The sequence below is a fragment of the Micromonospora rifamycinica genome, from assembly GCF_900090265.1.
In the GTDB taxonomy this organism is placed as follows: domain Bacteria; phylum Actinomycetota; class Actinomycetes; order Mycobacteriales; family Micromonosporaceae; genus Micromonospora; species Micromonospora rifamycinica.
Window position 1 is genome coordinate 6779104 of sequence record NZ_LT607752.1, and the last position, 17360, is coordinate 6796463.

General features: G+C 74.3%; 17 protein-coding genes. 14 read left to right on the forward strand and 3 right to left on the reverse strand.

Translation table 11 applies throughout. The features are described 5' to 3' along the window. Positions 1–161 precede the first annotated feature (161 nt). The 7 genes from GA0070623_RS28730 to GA0070623_RS28760 all read left to right on the forward strand — a co-directional run bounded on the left by GA0070623_RS28730 (position 162) and on the right by GA0070623_RS28760 (position 9324). A complete protein-coding gene (locus tag GA0070623_RS28730; RefSeq protein ID WP_157517592.1) occupies positions 162–1808 on the forward strand; it encodes a GumC domain-containing protein in 1647 nt (548 codons plus the stop codon). Next, positions 1801–2733: a glycosyltransferase family 2 protein gene (locus GA0070623_RS28735; RefSeq protein ID WP_084261471.1), complete on the forward strand. Its 933-nt coding sequence runs from the start codon at positions 1801–1803 to the stop codon at positions 2731–2733. Before GA0070623_RS28730 ends, GA0070623_RS28735 begins: the two co-directional genes overlap by 8 nt. After that, positions 2726–4957: a hypothetical protein gene (locus tag GA0070623_RS30215; protein ID WP_157747000.1), complete on the forward strand. Its 2232-nt coding sequence runs from the start codon at positions 2726–2728 to the stop codon at positions 4955–4957. Before GA0070623_RS28735 ends, GA0070623_RS30215 begins: the two co-directional genes overlap by 8 nt. After that, positions 4954–6624: a lipopolysaccharide biosynthesis protein gene (locus GA0070623_RS28745; protein WP_231932583.1), complete on the forward strand. Its 1671-nt coding sequence runs from the start codon at positions 4954–4956 to the stop codon at positions 6622–6624. The genes GA0070623_RS30215 and GA0070623_RS28745 overlap by 4 nt, the downstream gene beginning before the upstream one ends. A 14-nt stretch (positions 6625–6638) precedes the next feature. Next, a complete protein-coding gene (locus tag GA0070623_RS28750; protein WP_067309504.1) occupies positions 6639–7526 on the forward strand; it encodes a sulfotransferase domain-containing protein in 888 nt (295 codons plus the stop codon). 87 nt (positions 7527–7613) lie between these two features. Beyond that, on the forward strand, positions 7614–8792 hold the full coding sequence (aroC, locus tag GA0070623_RS28755; RefSeq protein WP_067309501.1) for a chorismate synthase: 1179 nt from the start codon (positions 7614–7616) through the stop codon (positions 8790–8792). Between the two features lie 25 nt (positions 8793–8817). Further along, positions 8818–9324, forward strand: a complete 507-nt coding sequence (locus tag GA0070623_RS28760; RefSeq protein WP_067309498.1) for a shikimate kinase — start codon at positions 8818–8820, stop codon at positions 9322–9324. Here the strand turns inward: GA0070623_RS28760 and GA0070623_RS28765 are convergent. After that, positions 9314–10102, reverse strand: a complete 789-nt coding sequence (locus GA0070623_RS28765; protein WP_067309495.1) for a cytochrome c oxidase assembly protein — start codon at positions 10100–10102, stop codon at positions 9314–9316. The two genes, GA0070623_RS28760 and GA0070623_RS28765, sit on opposite strands and share 11 nt — an antisense overlap. Next, positions 10099–10623 carry a DUF2243 domain-containing protein gene (locus GA0070623_RS28770; protein WP_067309492.1) on the reverse strand — a complete coding sequence of 175 codons (525 nt, stop codon included), beginning with the start codon at positions 10621–10623 and terminating at the stop codon, positions 10099–10101. Before GA0070623_RS28770 ends, GA0070623_RS28765 begins: the two co-directional genes overlap by 4 nt. Before the next feature lie 158 nt (positions 10624–10781). Between GA0070623_RS28770 and aroB the strand changes: the two genes are divergently transcribed. The 4 genes from aroB to nusB all read left to right on the forward strand — a co-directional run bounded on the left by aroB (position 10782) and on the right by nusB (position 13443). Further along, entirely contained in the window at positions 10782–11858 is a 1077-nt protein-coding gene (gene aroB / locus GA0070623_RS28775; protein WP_067309489.1) for a 3-dehydroquinate synthase, read from the forward strand. Continuing rightward, a complete protein-coding gene (aroQ, locus tag GA0070623_RS28780; RefSeq protein WP_084261355.1) occupies positions 11855–12313 on the forward strand; it encodes a type II 3-dehydroquinate dehydratase in 459 nt (152 codons plus the stop codon). Before aroB ends, aroQ begins: the two co-directional genes overlap by 4 nt. A 138-nt stretch (positions 12314–12451) precedes the next feature. Beyond that, the gene (gene efp / locus GA0070623_RS28785) at positions 12452–13009 is read left to right on the forward strand and encodes an elongation factor P (RefSeq protein WP_067309483.1); all 558 of its coding nucleotides are present in this window, start codon (positions 12452–12454) and stop codon (positions 13007–13009) included. A gap of 23 nt (positions 13010–13032) precedes the next feature. Beyond that, positions 13033–13443, forward strand: a complete 411-nt coding sequence (gene nusB / locus GA0070623_RS28790) for a transcription antitermination factor NusB (protein WP_172898569.1) — start codon at positions 13033–13035, stop codon at positions 13441–13443. Positions 13444–13563: 120 nt separating this feature from the next. Here the strand turns inward: nusB and bldD are convergent, their stop codons facing one another. Further along, the gene (gene bldD / locus GA0070623_RS28795) at positions 13564–14052 is read right to left on the reverse strand and encodes a transcriptional regulator BldD (protein WP_013285505.1); all 489 of its coding nucleotides are present in this window, start codon (positions 14050–14052) and stop codon (positions 13564–13566) included. Positions 14053–14337: 285 nt separating this feature from the next. Here bldD and pyrR point away from each other — a divergent pair, with 285 nt between their 5' ends. The 3 genes from pyrR to GA0070623_RS28810 are packed head-to-tail and all read left to right on the forward strand — an operon-like array spanning position 14338 to position 17283. Then, positions 14338–14919, forward strand: a complete 582-nt coding sequence (pyrR, locus tag GA0070623_RS28800) for a bifunctional pyr operon transcriptional regulator/uracil phosphoribosyltransferase PyrR (RefSeq protein ID WP_067309477.1) — start codon at positions 14338–14340, stop codon at positions 14917–14919. Between the two features lie 49 nt (positions 14920–14968). Beyond that, positions 14969–15955 carry an aspartate carbamoyltransferase catalytic subunit gene (locus GA0070623_RS28805; RefSeq protein WP_067309474.1) on the forward strand — a complete coding sequence of 329 codons (987 nt, stop codon included), beginning with the start codon at positions 14969–14971 and terminating at the stop codon, positions 15953–15955. Beyond that, on the forward strand, positions 15952–17283 hold the full coding sequence (locus tag GA0070623_RS28810; RefSeq protein WP_067309471.1) for a dihydroorotase: 1332 nt from the start codon (positions 15952–15954) through the stop codon (positions 17281–17283). Before GA0070623_RS28805 ends, GA0070623_RS28810 begins: the two co-directional genes overlap by 4 nt. Positions 17284–17360: the final 77 nt, after the last annotated feature.

Below are 17360 nucleotides of genomic sequence, written 5' to 3' on the forward strand. Positions count from 1 at the left end.
CCCCGGGGCACCGGCGGGCCGCCCGTGGCGCAGGGGGCCGGTCGGCTGTCGACCACGGGTGAACGGTCGGCGACAATAGGACGACCGGCGGCTCGCACCGGGGCCGTCGTCCGGCCCGCGCCGACCCGCCCACACCCCCTCATCGCAAGAGGACCTGACTGATGGATGTGACCGACGTCACTCCGGCCCGGCAGCGCCCGGTCGGCCTGGCCGAACTGGCCCGTATCCCGCTGCGGCGGTGGCGCACGGTGCTCGCCGCCACCGGGTTGGTGCTGCTGCTGGTGGCCGCCTACCTGCTGGTCTTCCCCGCCACCTACACCGCCACCACGGCAGTGGTGGTCCGCCCGGTGGTGACCGACCCGTTCTCGGTGCCCTCCGGTGGCGCCGACCGGGCGGTCAACATGACCGCCGAGAGCGGGATCGCCACCAGCAACGGGGTCATCGACAAGGTTGCCTCGATCACCGGCCGGGACACCACCGCCGTAGCCGACGCGCTCACCGTGGAGACCCCGGTCGGCGGCCAGGTGATGCGGTTCAGCTATTCCGGGCACAGCGAGACCGAGGCGGTGGACGGCGCGAACGGGGCCGCCGAGGCGTACCTCGAACTGCGCAAGGGGATGTACGAGAACCAGCGCGCCGCCGTGCTCAAGTCGTACGACGACACGATCGCCCTGGTCACCAGCCAACGCACCACCACCCAGCGGTCGTTGCCGGCCAACCAGAACTCCTCCACCCCGTCGCCGCGCACCAGCGCCCTGCTGGACCAGCTCCGGGCGCTCAACGACCAGCTCGCGACCCTGGCCGAGCAGCGTTCCAAGATCGGCTCGGCGGACCTCAGCCCCGGATCGGTCACCAGCGCCGCCCGCGCCCCCGTCCCGTCGAGCCGGGACGCCGCCCCGCTGATCCTGGTCGCCGGGCTGCTCGGCGGTCTGCTGGTGGGCGGGCTGGTCGCCTTCGTGCGGGAGTCCATGGACCGCCGGGTCCGCACCGCCGACGAGGTGTCGGCGCTGGTCGGCGCACCGCTGCTGGGCACCGTCGGGCGGGACCGGTCCGGTCGGCTCTCCGACACCGACCTGCGCTACCTGGTGCTGGCCCTGAGCCGCTGGGTGGACGGGCCGAAGCCGCTGCCGCTGGTGCTGCTCTCCAGCGCCGCCGACGAGCGGCGCGAACAGGTCACCGCCGGGATCGCCGCGGCGCTCGCCCAGGGCGGGCACGAGGTGCGCCTCGGCGTCGCGCCGGAGAGCCGGGACCGGATCCGGCCCCTGCTCCAGGAGGCCCAGCGTCGCCACCCGGCGACCGAGCCGACCCGCCCCCGGGTGCCCCGCCCCCGGCCGGCGCCCAGCGCGGTGCCGACGCCGGCACCGACGCCGGCCGCCGCCCCGATGGGCAACCCGGAGGACACCATGATCATTCAGCCGGTCCGCAAGCCCCGGCCGTTCCCCACCGACGACCCGAAGAACGGCGGGGTCTACCGGTCCACCACCAACGCGGCGGACAAGACCGAGGTCATCCCCCGGGTGCTGCCCAGGCAGACCCCCACCGTCGACGGCGAGGAGCTGCGCATCGGCTCCGGCGCGGTGCAGCTGGTCCCGCTGGACGCCCCGACCGGCGGCGGCGTGACCGTGATCGACGCGCCGCCCGCGCTCCACGACGAGCGGGGCGTACGGGCCGCCCGGGAGGGCCGCGCCGTGCTGGTCGCCGCCCGGGACAAGACCCGTACCGGCCGGCTGGGCCAACTGGTGGAACGGCTGCGCGCGGTGGGCGTCGAGCCGGTCGGATTCGTGGTGACGGGAGAGAAGCGTGACTGAGGCGACGACCCCCGGGCACCACCAGCCGGTGACCGTGGTGATCGCCACCCGGGACCGCCCCGGACTCCTGGAACGCGCCGTGGCCGCCGTGCTCGACCAGGACTACCCCGGCCCGGTGGAGTGCGTCGTGGTCTACGACCACACCGACCTGCGCGAGCTGGCCGTGGACGTCCCGGCCGGCCGGAGCCTGCGCTACGTCCACAACACCCACCGGCAGGGCCTGCCCGGCGGGCGCAACACCGGCGTCGACGAGGCCACCGCCGCGCTGATCGCGTTCTGCGACGACGACGACTTCTGGCTGCCGACGAAGCTGCGCCGCCAGGTCGAGCTGCTGGCGCAGCGCCCCGACGCCGCTGCCGCGAGCTGCGGTATCCGGCTGGAGGGGCCGGGGATCGCCAAGGAACGGCAGCTCGACCGGGCCGAGGTGACCCTCCCCGACTTCGTCGAGGACCGGATCATGGAGGTGCACTCCAGCACCATCCTGATCCGCCGCTCGACCTGGGACGCCATCGGCCCGGTCGACGAGGAGCTGCCCGGCGGCTACGGCGAGGACTACGAGTGGCTGCTGCGGATCGCCGGGCACGGCCCGGTGGTGATCGTCCCCGAGGTGCTGGTGGTGGTCGACTGGCACGGCGGCTCGTTCTTCTTCGGCCGGTGGGCGACCATCGTCGAGGCCACCCGCTACCTGCTGGACAAGCACCCCGAGCTGGCGGGCAGCCGGACGGGCCTGGCCCGGCTGCACGGCCAGATCGCCTTCGCGCTCGCCTCCGGTCGGCGGCGACGGGAGGCGGTCCGGGAACTCGGCCGGGTGGTCCGGCTCAACCCTCGGGAGAAGCGGGTGCTGGTGACCGTCCCGGTGGTGCTCGGGCTGCTCTCCGGGGAACGGGTGCTCCGGCTGGCCCAGCGCCGGGGGCGGGGTGTCTGACCGGCGGCGCCGCGCCGGCACCGCGCCGTCCGGGCTGCCGCCGCTACCCACCTGGCCGCTGCTGGCCATGTTCGGCCTGGTGCCGCTCTGGTGGGGGCTCGGCGGCTTCTACCTCGGCTGGTCGGCGTTCGGGCTGGTGCTGCTGGGCCTGATGGTCACCCGGGGCCGGGTGGCGCTGCCCGCCGGCACGGCCTGCTGGCTGGTGCTGCTGGCGCTGGTGCTGCTGAGCTTCACCCGGCTGGACCGGGCCACCGCCTACCTCACCTCCGGGCTGCGGCTCGGCTTCATGGTGACCGCCCTGATCGTCTGCGTGTACGTCTACAACCTGGTCCGCGACGGTGTCCCCTGGGCGCAGGTGCTCCGCCCGCTCGGCTGGTACTGGCTGGGCGTGGTCGCCCTCGGCTGGTTGGCGGTGCTGGCCCCCCGCTTCCAGCTCACCACCCCGGTGGAGCTGCTGCTGCCGGGCAGCATGTCGGGGGAGCGCTTCATCCAGGCGTTGACCCACGTGCGGGCCAACGAGTTCAACCCCGTGTCGCGGGCGCCGATCTACCGGACCGCCGCGCCCTACCCGTACACCAACAACTGGGGTACGGCCTACGCGCTGCTGGTGCCGTGCGTGCTGGCGTACCTGACCTCGGTGCGTACCGGCAAGTTCCGGGTGGCGCTGCTGGTGTCGTTGCCGCTGTCGATGGTGCCCGCGTTCATGACCCTCAACCGGGGCATGTTCCTCGGCCTCGGCGCCGGGCTGACCTACCTCGGCCTGCGGGCGCTGGTGCGGGGCAACGCCAAGCTGATCGCCTCGATCGGTGGGCTGGTGCTGCTGGTCTGGGTGGTCAGCCTGGTGGTGCCGGTGCAGGAGCTGATCGACAACCGGGTCAGCAGCACCGACACCAACGTCGACCGGATGGACCTCTACGTGCGTACCCTCCAGGCCGTCGAACGCTCGCCGCTGCTCGGGTACGGCGCACCAAACAGTGTCGACACCACGCTCGCCGAGGAGCCCCTGGGCACCCAGGGGATGATCTGGCAGGTGCTCTACAGCCACGGCGTCCCGGCCCTGGTCGCCTTCCTGGCCTGGCTGGTGCTGATCGCCAAGCGGCTGGCCGGCGCGGTCTCCCCGGCCGGGCAGTGGCTGAGCACCATCCCGGTGATCGCCCTGGTGGTCATCCCGGTGTACGCCTACATCGACCCGAACATGTCGGTCATCTTCTTCGCGGTCGGGGCCGGGCTGGCCGCGGTCAGCGGGCCGGTGAACCGCGCGGTGACCCTCGCGCCCGGGGTCGTCGACGCCCGAACGCCACGCCCCGCGACGGCCGGCTCCGGCCTACCGTCCCCGACGACCGGCACCCCGTCGAGCGGCGGTACGGCGAGCGGCGGTACGGCGAGCGGCGGTACGGCCCCCGCCACCGGCACCGCTGCCGTGCCGGCCCGGGCCTCGGCCTCCGTCCCGACCCGGCCGACCCGGGCGGCCGCCTCCGTGCCGCCCCGGCCCGCCGCCGTCCCACCCCCCGTTGCGCCCCCGCCGGTACCCCCGGTCCCGTCCCGCCTCCCGGCCCCGCCCCCGCCGGTACCCCCGGCCCCACCTGCGTCCGCGACGGCATCCGCGACCGCGCCGCATGCCTCGGTCCCGTCCGCGACCGCGCCGCATGCCTCGGCTCCGCCCGTGCCGTCGTCCCCGGCCGCGCCCCCTTCGCCGGTCCCGCCTGCGACGTCCGCGCCGGGCCGGCCACCGGCCTCGTCGGTTCCGTCCTGGCCCCCGGCTCAGGCCCCGGCCCGCCCCAGCCCACCCACCCCGGTGCCGGCCCAGGGGCCGTCCCCGACCCCGCCACCGGTCGCGGCCCCGCGCCCGACGTCCGGGCCGGCCCTCGGCCCGATGACCCCCCGGACCGCGATCCCCCTTCCCGGGCCGTCCCGACCGCCGGCTCCCGACCAGGCGTCGACCCCGACCCCGGCTCCGACCCCGGCTCCGGCCCCGGTGTCGGCTCCGACCCCCGTGTCGGCTCCGGCCCCGGTGTCGGCTCCGGCCCCGGCGCCCACCCCGGCGGCGACACCTGCCAACGGTTCCCGGCCGGTCGGCGGGGTGGACGCGCCGACCGTGGTGCAACCCGTCCGCGTGGGCGGGGACACCCCACCCAGCACCCCGGCCGACGACCGGACCCGCGCCGGAAACGAGGGCGGCACCGGGCACCAGACCCGCACCGAGGACGGCAGGGAGCAGGCATGAGACGACCGGGAACCGGAACCACTCCGGCGGTGCCCCGTCAGCTCGACCGCCGCGCCGCCGACCCGGGGGCGCACCCGTCGACCGGCCCGGCGGTCACCGACGGGGCCGACGCGGCGGGCGGTGCCGGCGAGGTACGGCGCAGCGCCCGCAGCGGCGCGGTCGGGCTGGTCGGCGCGGCGGTCAACGGGGCGCTGGGCTTCCTGCTCACCGTGGTCATCGTGCGGGGCTTCGGCACCGACGGTTCCGGCGCGCTCTTCACCGCCATCGGGGTGGTCTCCATCCTGGGGGCGATCTGCTGCGCCGGTGCGGACACCGCGCTGGTCTGGGCGCTGCCCCGCCGCCGTCCGGGTGTCGACGGCGAGGCCGCCCGGCTGCTACCGGTGGCCCTGCTGCCGGTGCTCGGGCTCACCGGGCTGGTGGCGGCGGTGGGCGCGCTCACCGCCGACCGGCTCGCCCCGGTCTTCTTCGCCCGGTCGGACGGCCCGACGCTGCTGCGGCTGGCCTTTCTCGCGCTGCCGGTCACGGTGGCGATGACCGTGCTGCTCGCCGCCGTCCGGGCGGTCCGCCCGGTGACCGCCGTGGTCGGCATCCAGTACGTGCTGGTGCCGCTGGCCCGGCCCGTCCTGCTGCTGGCGACGGTCGCCACCGGTGCCGGGGTGGCGGTCGGGTTCGGCGGTTGGCTGCTGCCGGTGGCGCTGGCCGTGGTCGCCGCCGCCGTCCTGCTGGTGCGGCCCCTCGGCCTGCTCGCCGGGGCGCGGCTGCGGCCGGACCGCGCGGACTGGCGTACCCTCTGGGGCTTCGCGCTGCCCCGGGCGGTGTCGGCGGCGATCGACGCCAGCAGCATGTGGGTCGGGGTGCTGCTCACCGCGGCGCTGGCCGGCGCGGACGAGTCCGGCGTCTTCGGTGCGGTCGGCCGGTACGCCCTGGCCGGGCTGCTGATCATGCAGGGGTTGCGGGTGGCCGTCGCGCCCCAGCTGTCCCGGCTGCTCGGGCAGGGGCGCACCGCCGAGGCGGCGCTGGTCTACCGGCGGGTCACCGTCGTGACCATCCTGCTGTCCTGGCCGGCGTACCTGCTTCTGGCGGTCTTCGCGCCCGCCTTCCTCAGCCTCTTCGGCGACGGGTTCACCGCCGGGGCCGCGCCGCTGGCGGTGCTCGCCGGGGCCATGCTGGTCAACTCCGGGGTGGGCATCGTGCAGACCATGCTGCTGATGAGCGGCAACAGCGCCCGGCACCTCCAGGCCACCCTGGTCGGGCTGGCGCTCACCGTGGGGCTGGGCTTCCTGCTCGTCCCCGGGCACGGGGCGCTCGGCGCGGCGTACGCCTGGACGGCCGGGGTGGTCGCCGAGAACGTACTGGCCGCGGTGGCCGCCCGGGTGGTGATCGGTGAGCCGCTGCTCACCCGCTCGGTGGGCTGGGCGGCGGCCGGGGCGGGCGGCGGCGCGGCCGTGGTGGCGGTGCTCAGCGCGCTGGTCGCCGGCCGGGGCGTGGCCGGTCTCGCGGTGGCGCTGGCGGCGCTGGCGGTGGCCGCCGCCGGGCTGCTGCTGGACCGGCGGGTCCGGCGTACGGTGCGGGCCGCCGTGACGATGCTCAGGCCGACCGAGAGCGGCCGGACGATGCCCGGCCCGACCGAGAGCGGCCGGACGATGCCCGGCCCGAGACCGGCGTGACGAGAGGGAAGACGATGACGATCCGCGACCGCCTCAAGGGTGTGGTCCCGCACCAGGTCACCCACCAGGTGCGCAGCTCGCTGGTGCGGTACGGCGAACGCACGAGCGACCGCCGGCCGCTGCCGGACTTCCTGATCACCGGCACCAAGCGGGGCGGCACCACCTCGCTCTGGCGTTACCTGCTGGCGCACCCGCTGGTGCCCCGGCTCTTCCCGGCCTGGAACACCAAGACCTCGCACTACTTCGAGGAGAACTGGGGGCGGGGCGAGGCGTGGTACCGGTCGCACTTCCCGACCGAGCGGCACCGCCGGGCGCTGGAACGCCGGCACGGTGGGCCGGTCCGCGTCGGTGAGGCCGCGCCGCTGTACATGTTCCACCCGCTCGTCCCGCAGCGGGTCGCCGAGCTGATGCCCGACGTCCGGCTGATCTTCCTGCTCCGCGACCCGGTGGAGCGGGCGTACTCGCACTGGAAGGAGCGGCGTACCGAGGGCAGGGAGCCGCTGGACTTCGCCGAGGCGCTGGCCCGGGAGGAGGAGCGGACGGCGGGGGAGCGGGAGCGGCTGATCGCCGACCCGACGTACTTCAGCGAGGCGTTCGACTGGTGGACCTACCGGGCCCGGGGCCGCTACCTGGAGCACCTGACGCCGTGGCTGGACCGCTTCGACCGTTCCCAACTGCTCATCCTGCCCAGCGAGACGCTGTACGCCGAGCCGGCCGCCACCCACGCCCGGGCGCTGGACTTCCTCGGCCTGCCCGCGCACCGGCTGGCCGCCTACGAGGCGCACAACCACCGGCGCAGCAGTGCCATGCCGGAGCCGGTCCGGGCCGAGTTGAGCGCCCACTTCGCCCCGCACAACGCCGCGTTGGAGCAGCGGCTGGGGATGCGCTTCGACTGGTCCTGACCCGACCGGGCGGCCGGCGGCGTCCGTAGGGCGGGACGGGCCGGGCACGACGCGGGGGCGGGCACCGGGCGTGACAGACTGGCCGCTGTGTTGCGTTGGCTGACTGCAGGTGAATCGCATGGTCCGGCTCTCGTCGCGATGGTGGAGGGGGTTCCCGCCGGGGTGGCGGTGACCACCGGTGACATCGCCGGTGAGCTGGCCCGGCGTCGGCTCGGCTACGGCCGGGGTGCCCGGATGGCGTTCGAGCAGGACGAGATCGAGATCATCGGTGGCCTGCGGCACGGGCTCACCCTGGGTAGCCCGGTCGCGATCCGGGTCGGTAACTCGGAGTGGCCGAAGTGGCGGACGGTGATGGCCGCCGACCCGGTCGACCCGGACGAGTTGGCCCGCCAGGCCCGCAACGCCCCGCTGACCCGCCCCCGGCCGGGCCACGCCGACCTGGCCGGCATGCAGAAGTACGGCCACACCGACGCCCGGCCGATCCTGGAGCGGGCCAGCGCCCGGGAGACCGCCGCCCGGGTCGCCGTCGGCACCGTGGCGAAGGCCCTGCTGCGGCAGGCGCTCGGCATCGAGATCGTGTCGCACGTGGTGGAGCTCGGCTCGGTGTCGGCCAAGCCGGGGCTGCGGCCGGTGCCCGAGGACGCCCCGCGCATCGACACCGACCCGCTGCGCTGTCTCGACCCGGACGCCAGCGCCCGGATGGTCGCCGAGGTCGACGCCGCGAAGAAGGCCGCCGACACCCTCGGTGGCGTGGTCGAGGTGCTGGCCTACGGCGTGCCGCCGGGCCTGGGCAGCCACGTCCAGTGGGACCGCAAGCTCGACGCCCGGCTGGCGACCGCGCTGATGTCCATCCAGGCGATCAAGGGGGTGGAGATCGGCGACGGCTGGCAGCAGGCCCGGTCCCGGGGCTCCGAGGCGCACGACGAGATCATGCCCACCGCCACCGGGGTCCGTCGGGTCACCGACCGGGCCGGTGGCCTGGAGGGCGGCATCACCACCGGTGAGCCGGTGCGGGTGCGGGCGGCGATGAAGCCGATCTCGTCGCTGAACCGGGCGCTGGCCACCGTCGACGTCAGCACCGGGGAGCCGGCGACCGCGATCAACCAGCGCTCCGACGTCTGCGCCGTCCCCGCCGCGGCGGTGGTCGCGGAGGCGATGGTGGCGCTGGTGCTCGCCGAGGCGGCCACCGAGAAGTTCGGCGGCGACTCGGTGGCCGAGATCCGCCGTAACGTCGCCGGTTACCTCGACGCCCTGATCATCCGATGAGCGTCGGCGGCGGGGGGTGGCTGCGGTGACGAAACCGGTCTGCGTGCTGGTCGGCTCGCCCGGCTCCGGCAAGAGCACCGTCGGCGCGGAGTTGGCCGCCCTGCTCGGGGTGGCCTTCCGGGACACCGACACCGACATCGAGGAGCTGGCCGGCAAGCCGATCCCGGAGATCTTCATCGACGAGGGCGAGGCGCACTTCCGGGCGTTGGAACGGGCCGCGGTGTCGGCGGCGCTGACCTCCCACGCCGGGGTGCTGGCCCTCGGCGGCGGCGCGGTCCTGGCCGAGGAGACCCGGGGCGCCCTGGTCGGGCACACCGTGGTCCACCTGTCGGTGGAGCTGCCCGACGCGGTGAAGCGGGTGGGGCTGGGTGCCGGCCGCCCGCTGCTGTCGATCAATCCGCGGGCCACCCTCAAACACCTGATGGACCAGCGTCGACCGCTCTACGCGGAGGTCGCGACGGCGACGGTGGTCACCGACGGCCGCTCGCCGGAGGAGATCGTCGCCGAGGTCGTCGCCCTGCTCAAGCCCTGACCACGGCGCGCGGCCGGCGCTCCGGCCGGTCCGGCGTCGACCGGTCCCGGCGGGGCGTGGGCCGCCAGGTCGCCAGCAGGGCCAGGGCGAGCAGGATCTCGGCCAGGTCGCCGACGTAGTACATCAGGGTGGCCGCCGTCCGGAGCCGGTCCGCCGGGGCGGCGACGTCGACCAGCCCGGCGTACATCAGCTGGGCGAGGGTGGCGTGCGCGGCGACGGACAGGCCGAGCACCACCAGGCGCAGCGGCACGCCGGGGCGGTGCGGTCCCGGGTCGGGGCCGGCGATCGCCCAGCTGAAGACGTACCCCGCCGCCAGGAAGTGCAGCAGGACCAGCGCGTGCAGGCCGGGGTGGGTCAGGGTGGCCCGGTACAGCGGGGTCAGGTGCAGCAGGTAGAGGCCCCCGGCGGTGAGCAGCAGCCCGGTGACCGGGTGGGTGGCCACCGCCGCGACCGGGTGGCGCAGCAGCCGCAGGGCGGCCCGGCCGACCCGGGGCGGCACCGTGCGCAGGGCCAGCGTCCCGGGTGCGCCGAGCACCAGCCCGAGCGGCGCCAGCATGCCGACCAGCAGGTGCTGCCACATGTGCCCGACCAGGTCGTGGGCGGGCCGCAGCAGGGCCACCGCGAGCAGCGCCGTGCCGACACCGAAGCTGGCCGTGCGCCAGTGGCTCCAGCCCGCGCGGCCCCAGTCGCGCTGGCGCAGCGCGGCGGCCAGGTAACCCCAGAACAGCGCCATCGGTACGAGCAGCAGCGGGCCGACCCCGCCATGCGCCCCGGTCATCGTCGCCCGGCGCAGGTGTCCACGGCCGTGGCCCGGCGTTGCACCATCCAGCCGAGCAGCACCAGCGCCGCCCCGAGCAGCAGGAAGCCGACGTCCGCGGCGCTCTGGTGCGGGCCGCCGTACACGTGGTGGATGCCGAGCAGGTGGTGGTCGACCACCCCTTCGACCAGGTTGAACAGCCCCCACCCGACCAGTGCCCAGCCCCAGAGCATGCCGGAGCGCCACAGCCGGCCCCGGGAGCGGGTGACCCGGGCGTGCAGCAGGGCCAGCCCGGTGAGCACCGCCACCCAGGTCACCACGTGGAACAGCCCGTCCCACAGGGTGTTCATCTGCAGGCCCGGCACGGTGTCGACCGGGTACGCCCGGATCCCGATGTTGTCGCTGCCGGTGCTGCTGAGCATGTGGTGCCACTGGAGCACCTGGTGCAGGACGATGCCGTCGACGAACCCGCCGAGGCCGACGCCGAGGACGGTGGCCGGCAGCCGGATGTCCGCGCCGTCGACGGTGGTGGTGCTCGCCATGGGTTCCTCCACCGTCGGGGGCCGGTCCCGTCCCGGTGCCCGGGTCCTGCCCGGCTAAACGCCCTGCGCGCCGTCGGGTCACGCGGCCGGCGGCCCGGGCCGCGCCAGCAGGTGGACAGTCGCCGTACCAGGGCCTGCGCTGGACTAGGCTGCCGGCGATGAACGAGGTGACCCGGATTCCGGTCGGCGGCGAGCAGCCGTACGACGTACTGGTCGGGCGTGGTCTGTTGGCCGAGCTGCCCGCGTTGCTGCCCGAGGCGACCCGGGTGGCGGTGCTGCACGCGCCGCCGCTCAAGGAGCTGGCCGACCTGATCGGTGAGGGGCTGGCCGCGGCGGGGGCGACCCCGCTGGCGATCGAGGTGCCCGACGCCGAGGCGGGCAAGCGGGTCGAGGTGGCCGCCGACTGCTGGGACCGGCTGGGCGCGGCCGGCTTCACCCGTACCGACGCGGTGGTCGGGGTGGGCGGCGGGGCGGTGACCGACCTGGCCGGTTTCGTCGCGGCGTGCTGGCTGCGCGGGGTGCGCTGGGTGCCGGTGGCGACGTCGCTGCTCGGCATGGTCGACGCGGCGGTCGGCGGCAAGACCGGGGTCAACACGGCGGCCGGCAAGAACCTGGTAGGCGCCTTCCACCCGCCGGTCGGGGTGCTCGCCGACCTGGGCACGCTGGACAGCCTCCCGCCGGCCGACCTGGCCGCCGGGCTGGCCGAGGTGGTCAAGTGCGGGTTCATCGCCGATCCGGTGATCCTGGATCTGGTGGAGGCGGATCCGGCGGCGGCCGTCGATCCGGCCGGGCCGGTGGTGCGGGAGCTGATCGAGCGGGCGATCCGGGTCAAGGCCGACGTGGTCGCCGGTGACCTGCGCGAGTCGAGCGTCCGGGAGGTGCTCAACTACGGCCACACCCTGGCGCACGCGATCGAGAAGGTCGAGCGGTACCGCTGGCGGCACGGGCACGCCGTCTCCGTGGGCACCGTCTACGCCGGGGAGCTGGCCCGGTTGGCGGGCCGGCTGGACGCGGCGACCGCCGACCGGCACCGCCGCGTGCTGTCCGTGCTGGGCCTGCCGACCGACTATCCGGCGGACGCCTGGCCGGCGCTGCTGGCGGCGATGCGGGTGGACAAGAAGACCCGGGGCAGCCGGCTGAGGTTCGTGGTGCTCGACGGGCTGGCCCGGCCGGCGATCCTGGACGGCCCCGACGACGGGCTGCTGCACGCCGCGTTCCGGGAGGTCAGCCGGTGAGCGGGCCGGAGACCCCCCGGGTGTACGTGCTCAACGGGCCGAACCTGGGCCGGCTGGGCACCCGCCAGGTCGACGTGTACGGCGTGACCAGCTACGCCGATCTGGTTGAGCTCTGTGTCGGGACAGGGCGTGAGCTGGGGCTGGACGTGGTGGTCCGGCAGACCGACGCGGAGCACGAGTTGCTCGGTTGGCTGCACGGCGCGGCGGACGAGGGCGCGGCGGTGGTGCTCAACCCGGCGGCCTGGTCGCACTACTCGGTCGCGGTGCGGGACGCCTGCGCGATGCTGCGGGGGCCGCTGGTCGAGGTGCACCTCTCCAACATCCACGCCCGGGAGGAGTTCCGGCACCACTCGGTGGTCTCGGCGGTGGCCACCGGAGTGATCTGCGGTCTCGGGGTGGACGGCTACCGGCTGGCCCTGCGGCATCTCGCCACCCGGTCGGGCGCGGGCGGCTGACCCCGATCATCACTGTGCGTGATGATCGGGGGCGACGGGCGACGGGCGGAGCGGTCCGCCGGGCGACGGTGTGCCGTCGATGAGACGCAGCTAGTAGACTTGCCAGGTCTGTCCGCCAATTGATGATCAAGGCAGGAAATGGCATCCACCAACGACCTCAAGAACGGCCTGGTACTCAACCTCGACGGGGAGCTCTGGGCCGTCGTCGAGTTCCAGCACGTCAAGCCCGGTAAGGGTGGGGCGTTCGTCCGCACCACGCTGAAGAACGTGCTGTCCGGCAAGGTCGTCGACAAGACCTTCAACGCGGGCACCAAGGTCGAGACCGCCACCGTCGACAAGCGCACCATGCAGTACCTGTACGCGGACGGTGAGGACTTCGTCTTCATGGATCTGGAGACGTTCGACCAGATCACCGTCCCCGGCGGCACCGTCGGCGAGGCCGCCAACTACCTCCTCCCCGAGGCCGAGGCGACCGTCGCCACCCACGAGGGCGTGCCGCTCTACATCGAGCTGCCGACCAGCGTGGTGCTCCAGGTCACCTACACCGAGCCGGGTCTGCAGGGCGACCGGTCGACCGGCGGCAACAAGCCGGCCACCGTCGAGACCGGCGCGACCGTGCAGGTGCCGCTCTTCATCACCACCGACGAGAAGATCAAGGTCGACACCCGCGACGGCCGTTACCTCGGCCGGGCCTGATGGCCGAGGGCGCCAAGCAGCAGATGCCGGCGCGTCGCAAGGCGCGCAAGCGGGCGCTGGACGTGCTCTTCGAGGCCGACCTGCGGGACCGGCCGCCGGTGGAGGTGCTCGCCGGCTACCTCGAACGGATCGAGAAGCCGCGTCCGGAGCACCTGGACTACGCGATCGGTCTGGTCGAGGGGGTGGCCGGGCACCTCGACCGGATCGACGAGGTGATCGCCAGCTACGCCGAGGGCTGGACCCTGGACCGGATGCCGGCGGTCGACCGCAACCTGGCCCGGATCGCCGTCTACGAGCTGCTCTACGTCGACGAGATCGACGACGCGGTCGCGATCAGCGAGGCGGTGGAGCTGGCCCGGCAGATGTCGACCGACGACTCGCCGCGCTTCCTCAACGGCATTCTCGGCCGGATCGCCGAGTACGCCACCCGCTGACCGGGGGGCGGGCGCGTGTCCCCTACCGGGGTGGACGTGCCCGTCGGCCCGGGTGGGCGACGGTGTGACGAGAATGGCCCGTGCCGGACGGCACGGGCCATTCTCGTCGGCGACCGCGGATCAGGAGGCGAAGAACGCCCGCGGGTCGGCCACCAGCACACCGTGCTCGGTGAGCCGCTCGATCAGCCCGGACGGCGAGGCGTCGTAGACGATCGCCAGGGCACGCAGGTCGTCGGCGCGGATGGAGAGCACCCGGCCGTTGTAGTCGCCGCGCTGTTGCTGGATCGCCCGGGCGTAGCGGGCGACGTAGGCGAGGTCCTCGGAGGCCTCGTCGTAGAGCCGCTCCAGGTCCAGGACGATCTTGCTGGTGGGTTCGTGCCGCACTCCGCTGCCGTCGGGCAGCAGCTCCGAGACGGGAACGCGGTAGAAGTCGGCCAGCTCCGCCAGGCGGGACACGGTGACGGCCCGGTCGCCTCGCTCGTATGAGCCGACCACCACGGCCTTCCAGCGTCCGTTCGACTTCTCCTCCACCCCCTGCAGGGACAGGCCCTGCTGCTGGCGGATGGAGCGCAGGCGGGCACCCAGCGACTTGGCGTATTCAGAGGGCATTCGGACACTCCCAGTGCTGTGCTTTGGGGTTCTCCCAGCGATCGCTACGGAGCGTGACGGTACGGGGATTGCGACACGTGGTCAAGTGCTCGTGACATTCCCATCGGAGATAGTGGGGGAGTTGTCCCCTTTTCACCGTCCTGATCCGGGGATCAGTGGGTCGCGGCGAAGCCCCAGGTGACCGCTGGTAACGTGGCCGCAGCCCCGGTCGGGCCGCCCGCGACCCGTCCGGACCCCCGACATCCTTTAACGACCCGTCCCGTGAGGCGGGGAAGGAGGTCCGCCGTGGCCTGCCCACCGGCTGCCCATCCGTCGCCCGAGCGACAACCCACGGTGAAGGTGATCCTCGCCAGCGCCGACGTGCAGCGCGTCGTCGACCGGATCGCCCACCAGATCCTGGAGAAGACCCAGGGCGCCGCCGAGACCGTCCTGCTCGGCATCCCCACCCGGGGTGCCCCGCTGGCCCGCCGGCTCGCCGCCCGGATCAGCACCTTCGAGGACGTCGACGTCCCGGTCGGGGTGCTCGACATCACCCTCTACCGCGACGACCTGCGCCGGCACGCCACCCGCGCGGTCGGCCCCACCCAGCTTCCGCCCGGCGGCATCGACGGCAAGCGGGTCGTCCTCGTCGACGACGTGCTCTTCTCCGGCCGTACCGTCCGGGCCGCCCTGGACGCCCTCAACGACGTCGGTCGGCCCGCCTCGGTGCAGCTCGCCGTGCTGGTCGACCGGGGCCACCGGCAACTGCCGATCCGCGCCGACTACGTCGGCAAGAACATCCCGACCGCGCTCGCCGAGAGTGTCAGGGTCACCCTCGTCGACACCGACGGCGCCGACGAGGTCCGGCTCTACGGGGGTACGCGGTGAGCACGACGCGACGGCATTCCGCAGGCGCGCACGAGAGGCGGCCCCGCTCATGATCAGACACCTGCTCTCCGGGGCCGACCTGGACGCCGACACCGCCACCCAGATCCTCGACACCGCCGCCGAGATGGCCACCGTCGCCGGCCGGGAGGTCAAGAAGCTGCCCGCGCTGCGCGGCCGGACCGTGGTGAACCTCTTCTACGAGGACTCCACCCGGACCCGGATCTCGTTCGAGGCCGCCGCCAAGCGGCTCAGCGCCGACGTGATCAACTTTTCCGCCAAGGGATCCAGCGTCACCAAGGGCGAGAGCCTCAAGGACACCGCGCTGACCCTCCAGGCGATGGGGGCCGACGCGGTGGTCGTCCGGCACCCCGCCTCCGGCGCACCGCACCGGCTGGCCAACTGGGTGGACGGGTCGGTGGTCAACGCCGGCGACGGCACCCACGAGCACCCCACCCAGGCGCTGCTCGACGCCTACACCATGCGGTCCCGGCTGGGCCGGCTCGCCGGCCTGCACGTGGCGATCGTCGGCGACGTGCTGCACTCCCGGGTGGCCCGCTCCAACGTGCTGCTGCTGAGCACCCTCGGCGCCAAGGTCACCCTGGTCGGCCCGCCGACGCTGATCCCGGTCGACTGGGCCGCCCGGGCGGGCGTCGCGCCGCCGGTGACCGTGCCCCCGGGCGGCGACACCGGCCCGCCCGCCCTGTCCCGCCCGGACACCGACGTCTGCTACGACCTCGACGCCGTGCTGCCCGGGGTGGACGTGGTGATGATGCTGCGGGTGCAGCGGGAGCGGATGAACGATTCCTACTTCCCGTCCGCCCGGGAGTACACCCGGCGTTACGGTCTGGACGGCCCGCGCATGCGGCGGCTGCCGGAGCACGCGGTCGTCATGCACCCCGGACCGATGAACCGGGGGATGGAGATCACCCCCGAGGTCGCCGACTCGCCCCGCTCCACGATCGTCGAACAGGTCGCCAACGGAGTCTCCGTACGGATGGCCGTGCTCTACCTGCTGCTCGGAGGGAACAACCGGTGACCGCGTACCTGATCAAGAACGTGAGCGTCGTGGGCGGCGCACCGACCGACCTGCTGATCCGCGACGGCGTCGTGGCCGGGACCGGGACCGGGCTGGACGCGCCGGACGCCGCCGTGGTCGACGGCACCGGGCTGGTCGCCCTGCCCGGCCTGGTCGACCTGCACACCCACCTGCGGGAGCCCGGCCGGGAGGACGCCGAGACCGTGGAGTCCGGCTCCCGGGCGGCGGCCCTCGGCGGCTACACCGCGGTCTGCGCGATGGCGAACACCTCGCCGGTCGCCGACACCGCCGGCGTGGTCGAGCAGGTCTGGCGGCTCGGCCGGCAGGCCGGTCTGGTCGACGTGCAGCCGATCGGCGCGGTCACCGTCGGCCTGGCCGGCGAGCGGCTCGCCGAGCTGGGCGCGATGGCCGACTCGCCGGCCCGGGTGCGGATCTTCTCCGACGACGGGCACTGCGTGGCCGACCCGAAGCTGATGCGCCGGGCGCTGGAGTACGTCAAGGCGTTCGACGGGATCATCGCCCAGCACGCCGAGGAGCCCCGGCTCACCGAGGGCGCGCAGATGCACGAGGGCGAGGTGTCCACCCGGCTCGGGCTGACTGGCTGGCCGGCGGTCGCCGAGGAGGCGATCATCGCCCGGGACGTGCTGCTCGCCGAGCACGTCGGCAGCCGGCTGCACGTCTGCCACGTCTCCACCGCCGGCAGCGTCGAGGTGCTGCGCCAGGCCAAGCGGCGCGGCATCCGGGTCACCGCCGAGGTCACCCCGCACCACCTGCTGCTGACCGACGAGGTGGTGGGCGGGCGGGGCACGCTGGCCAGCCCCGCACTCGCCGACGGCTGGAGCCCGACGGCCAGCTACGACCCGGTCTTCAAGGTCAACCCGCCGCTGCGCACCGGTGTCGACGTCGCCGCGCTGCGCGCCGCGCTCGCCGAGGGTGTCATCGACGTCGTCGCCACCGACCACGCCCCGCACGCGGTGGAGGACAAGGAGTGCGAGTGGGCGTACGCCCGGCCGGGCATGCTGGGCCTGGAGACGGCGCTGTCCATCGTCCTCGACGTGCTCGGCCCGCGGTGGGACCTGATCGCCGACCGGATGTCGCGGATCCCGGCCCGGATCGCCGGCCTCGACGGTCACGGCCTGGACCCGGCGCCCGGGGTGCCGGCCAACCTGACCCTGGTCGACCCGGCCGCCCGTCGGGTGATCGAGCCCACGGAGCTGGCCAGTCGCAGTCGCAACACCCCGTACGCCCGCATGACGCTGCCGGGTCGCATCGTGGCGACCTTCCTGCGCGGCGAGCCGACGGTCCTGGACGGAAAGGCTGTCAAGTGAGCGCGAGGAACGCAGCGGAGCGGAGTCCCGCAGTCGCGAGCGAAGGGTCGGTCCGGTGAGCGCGAGGAACGCAGCGC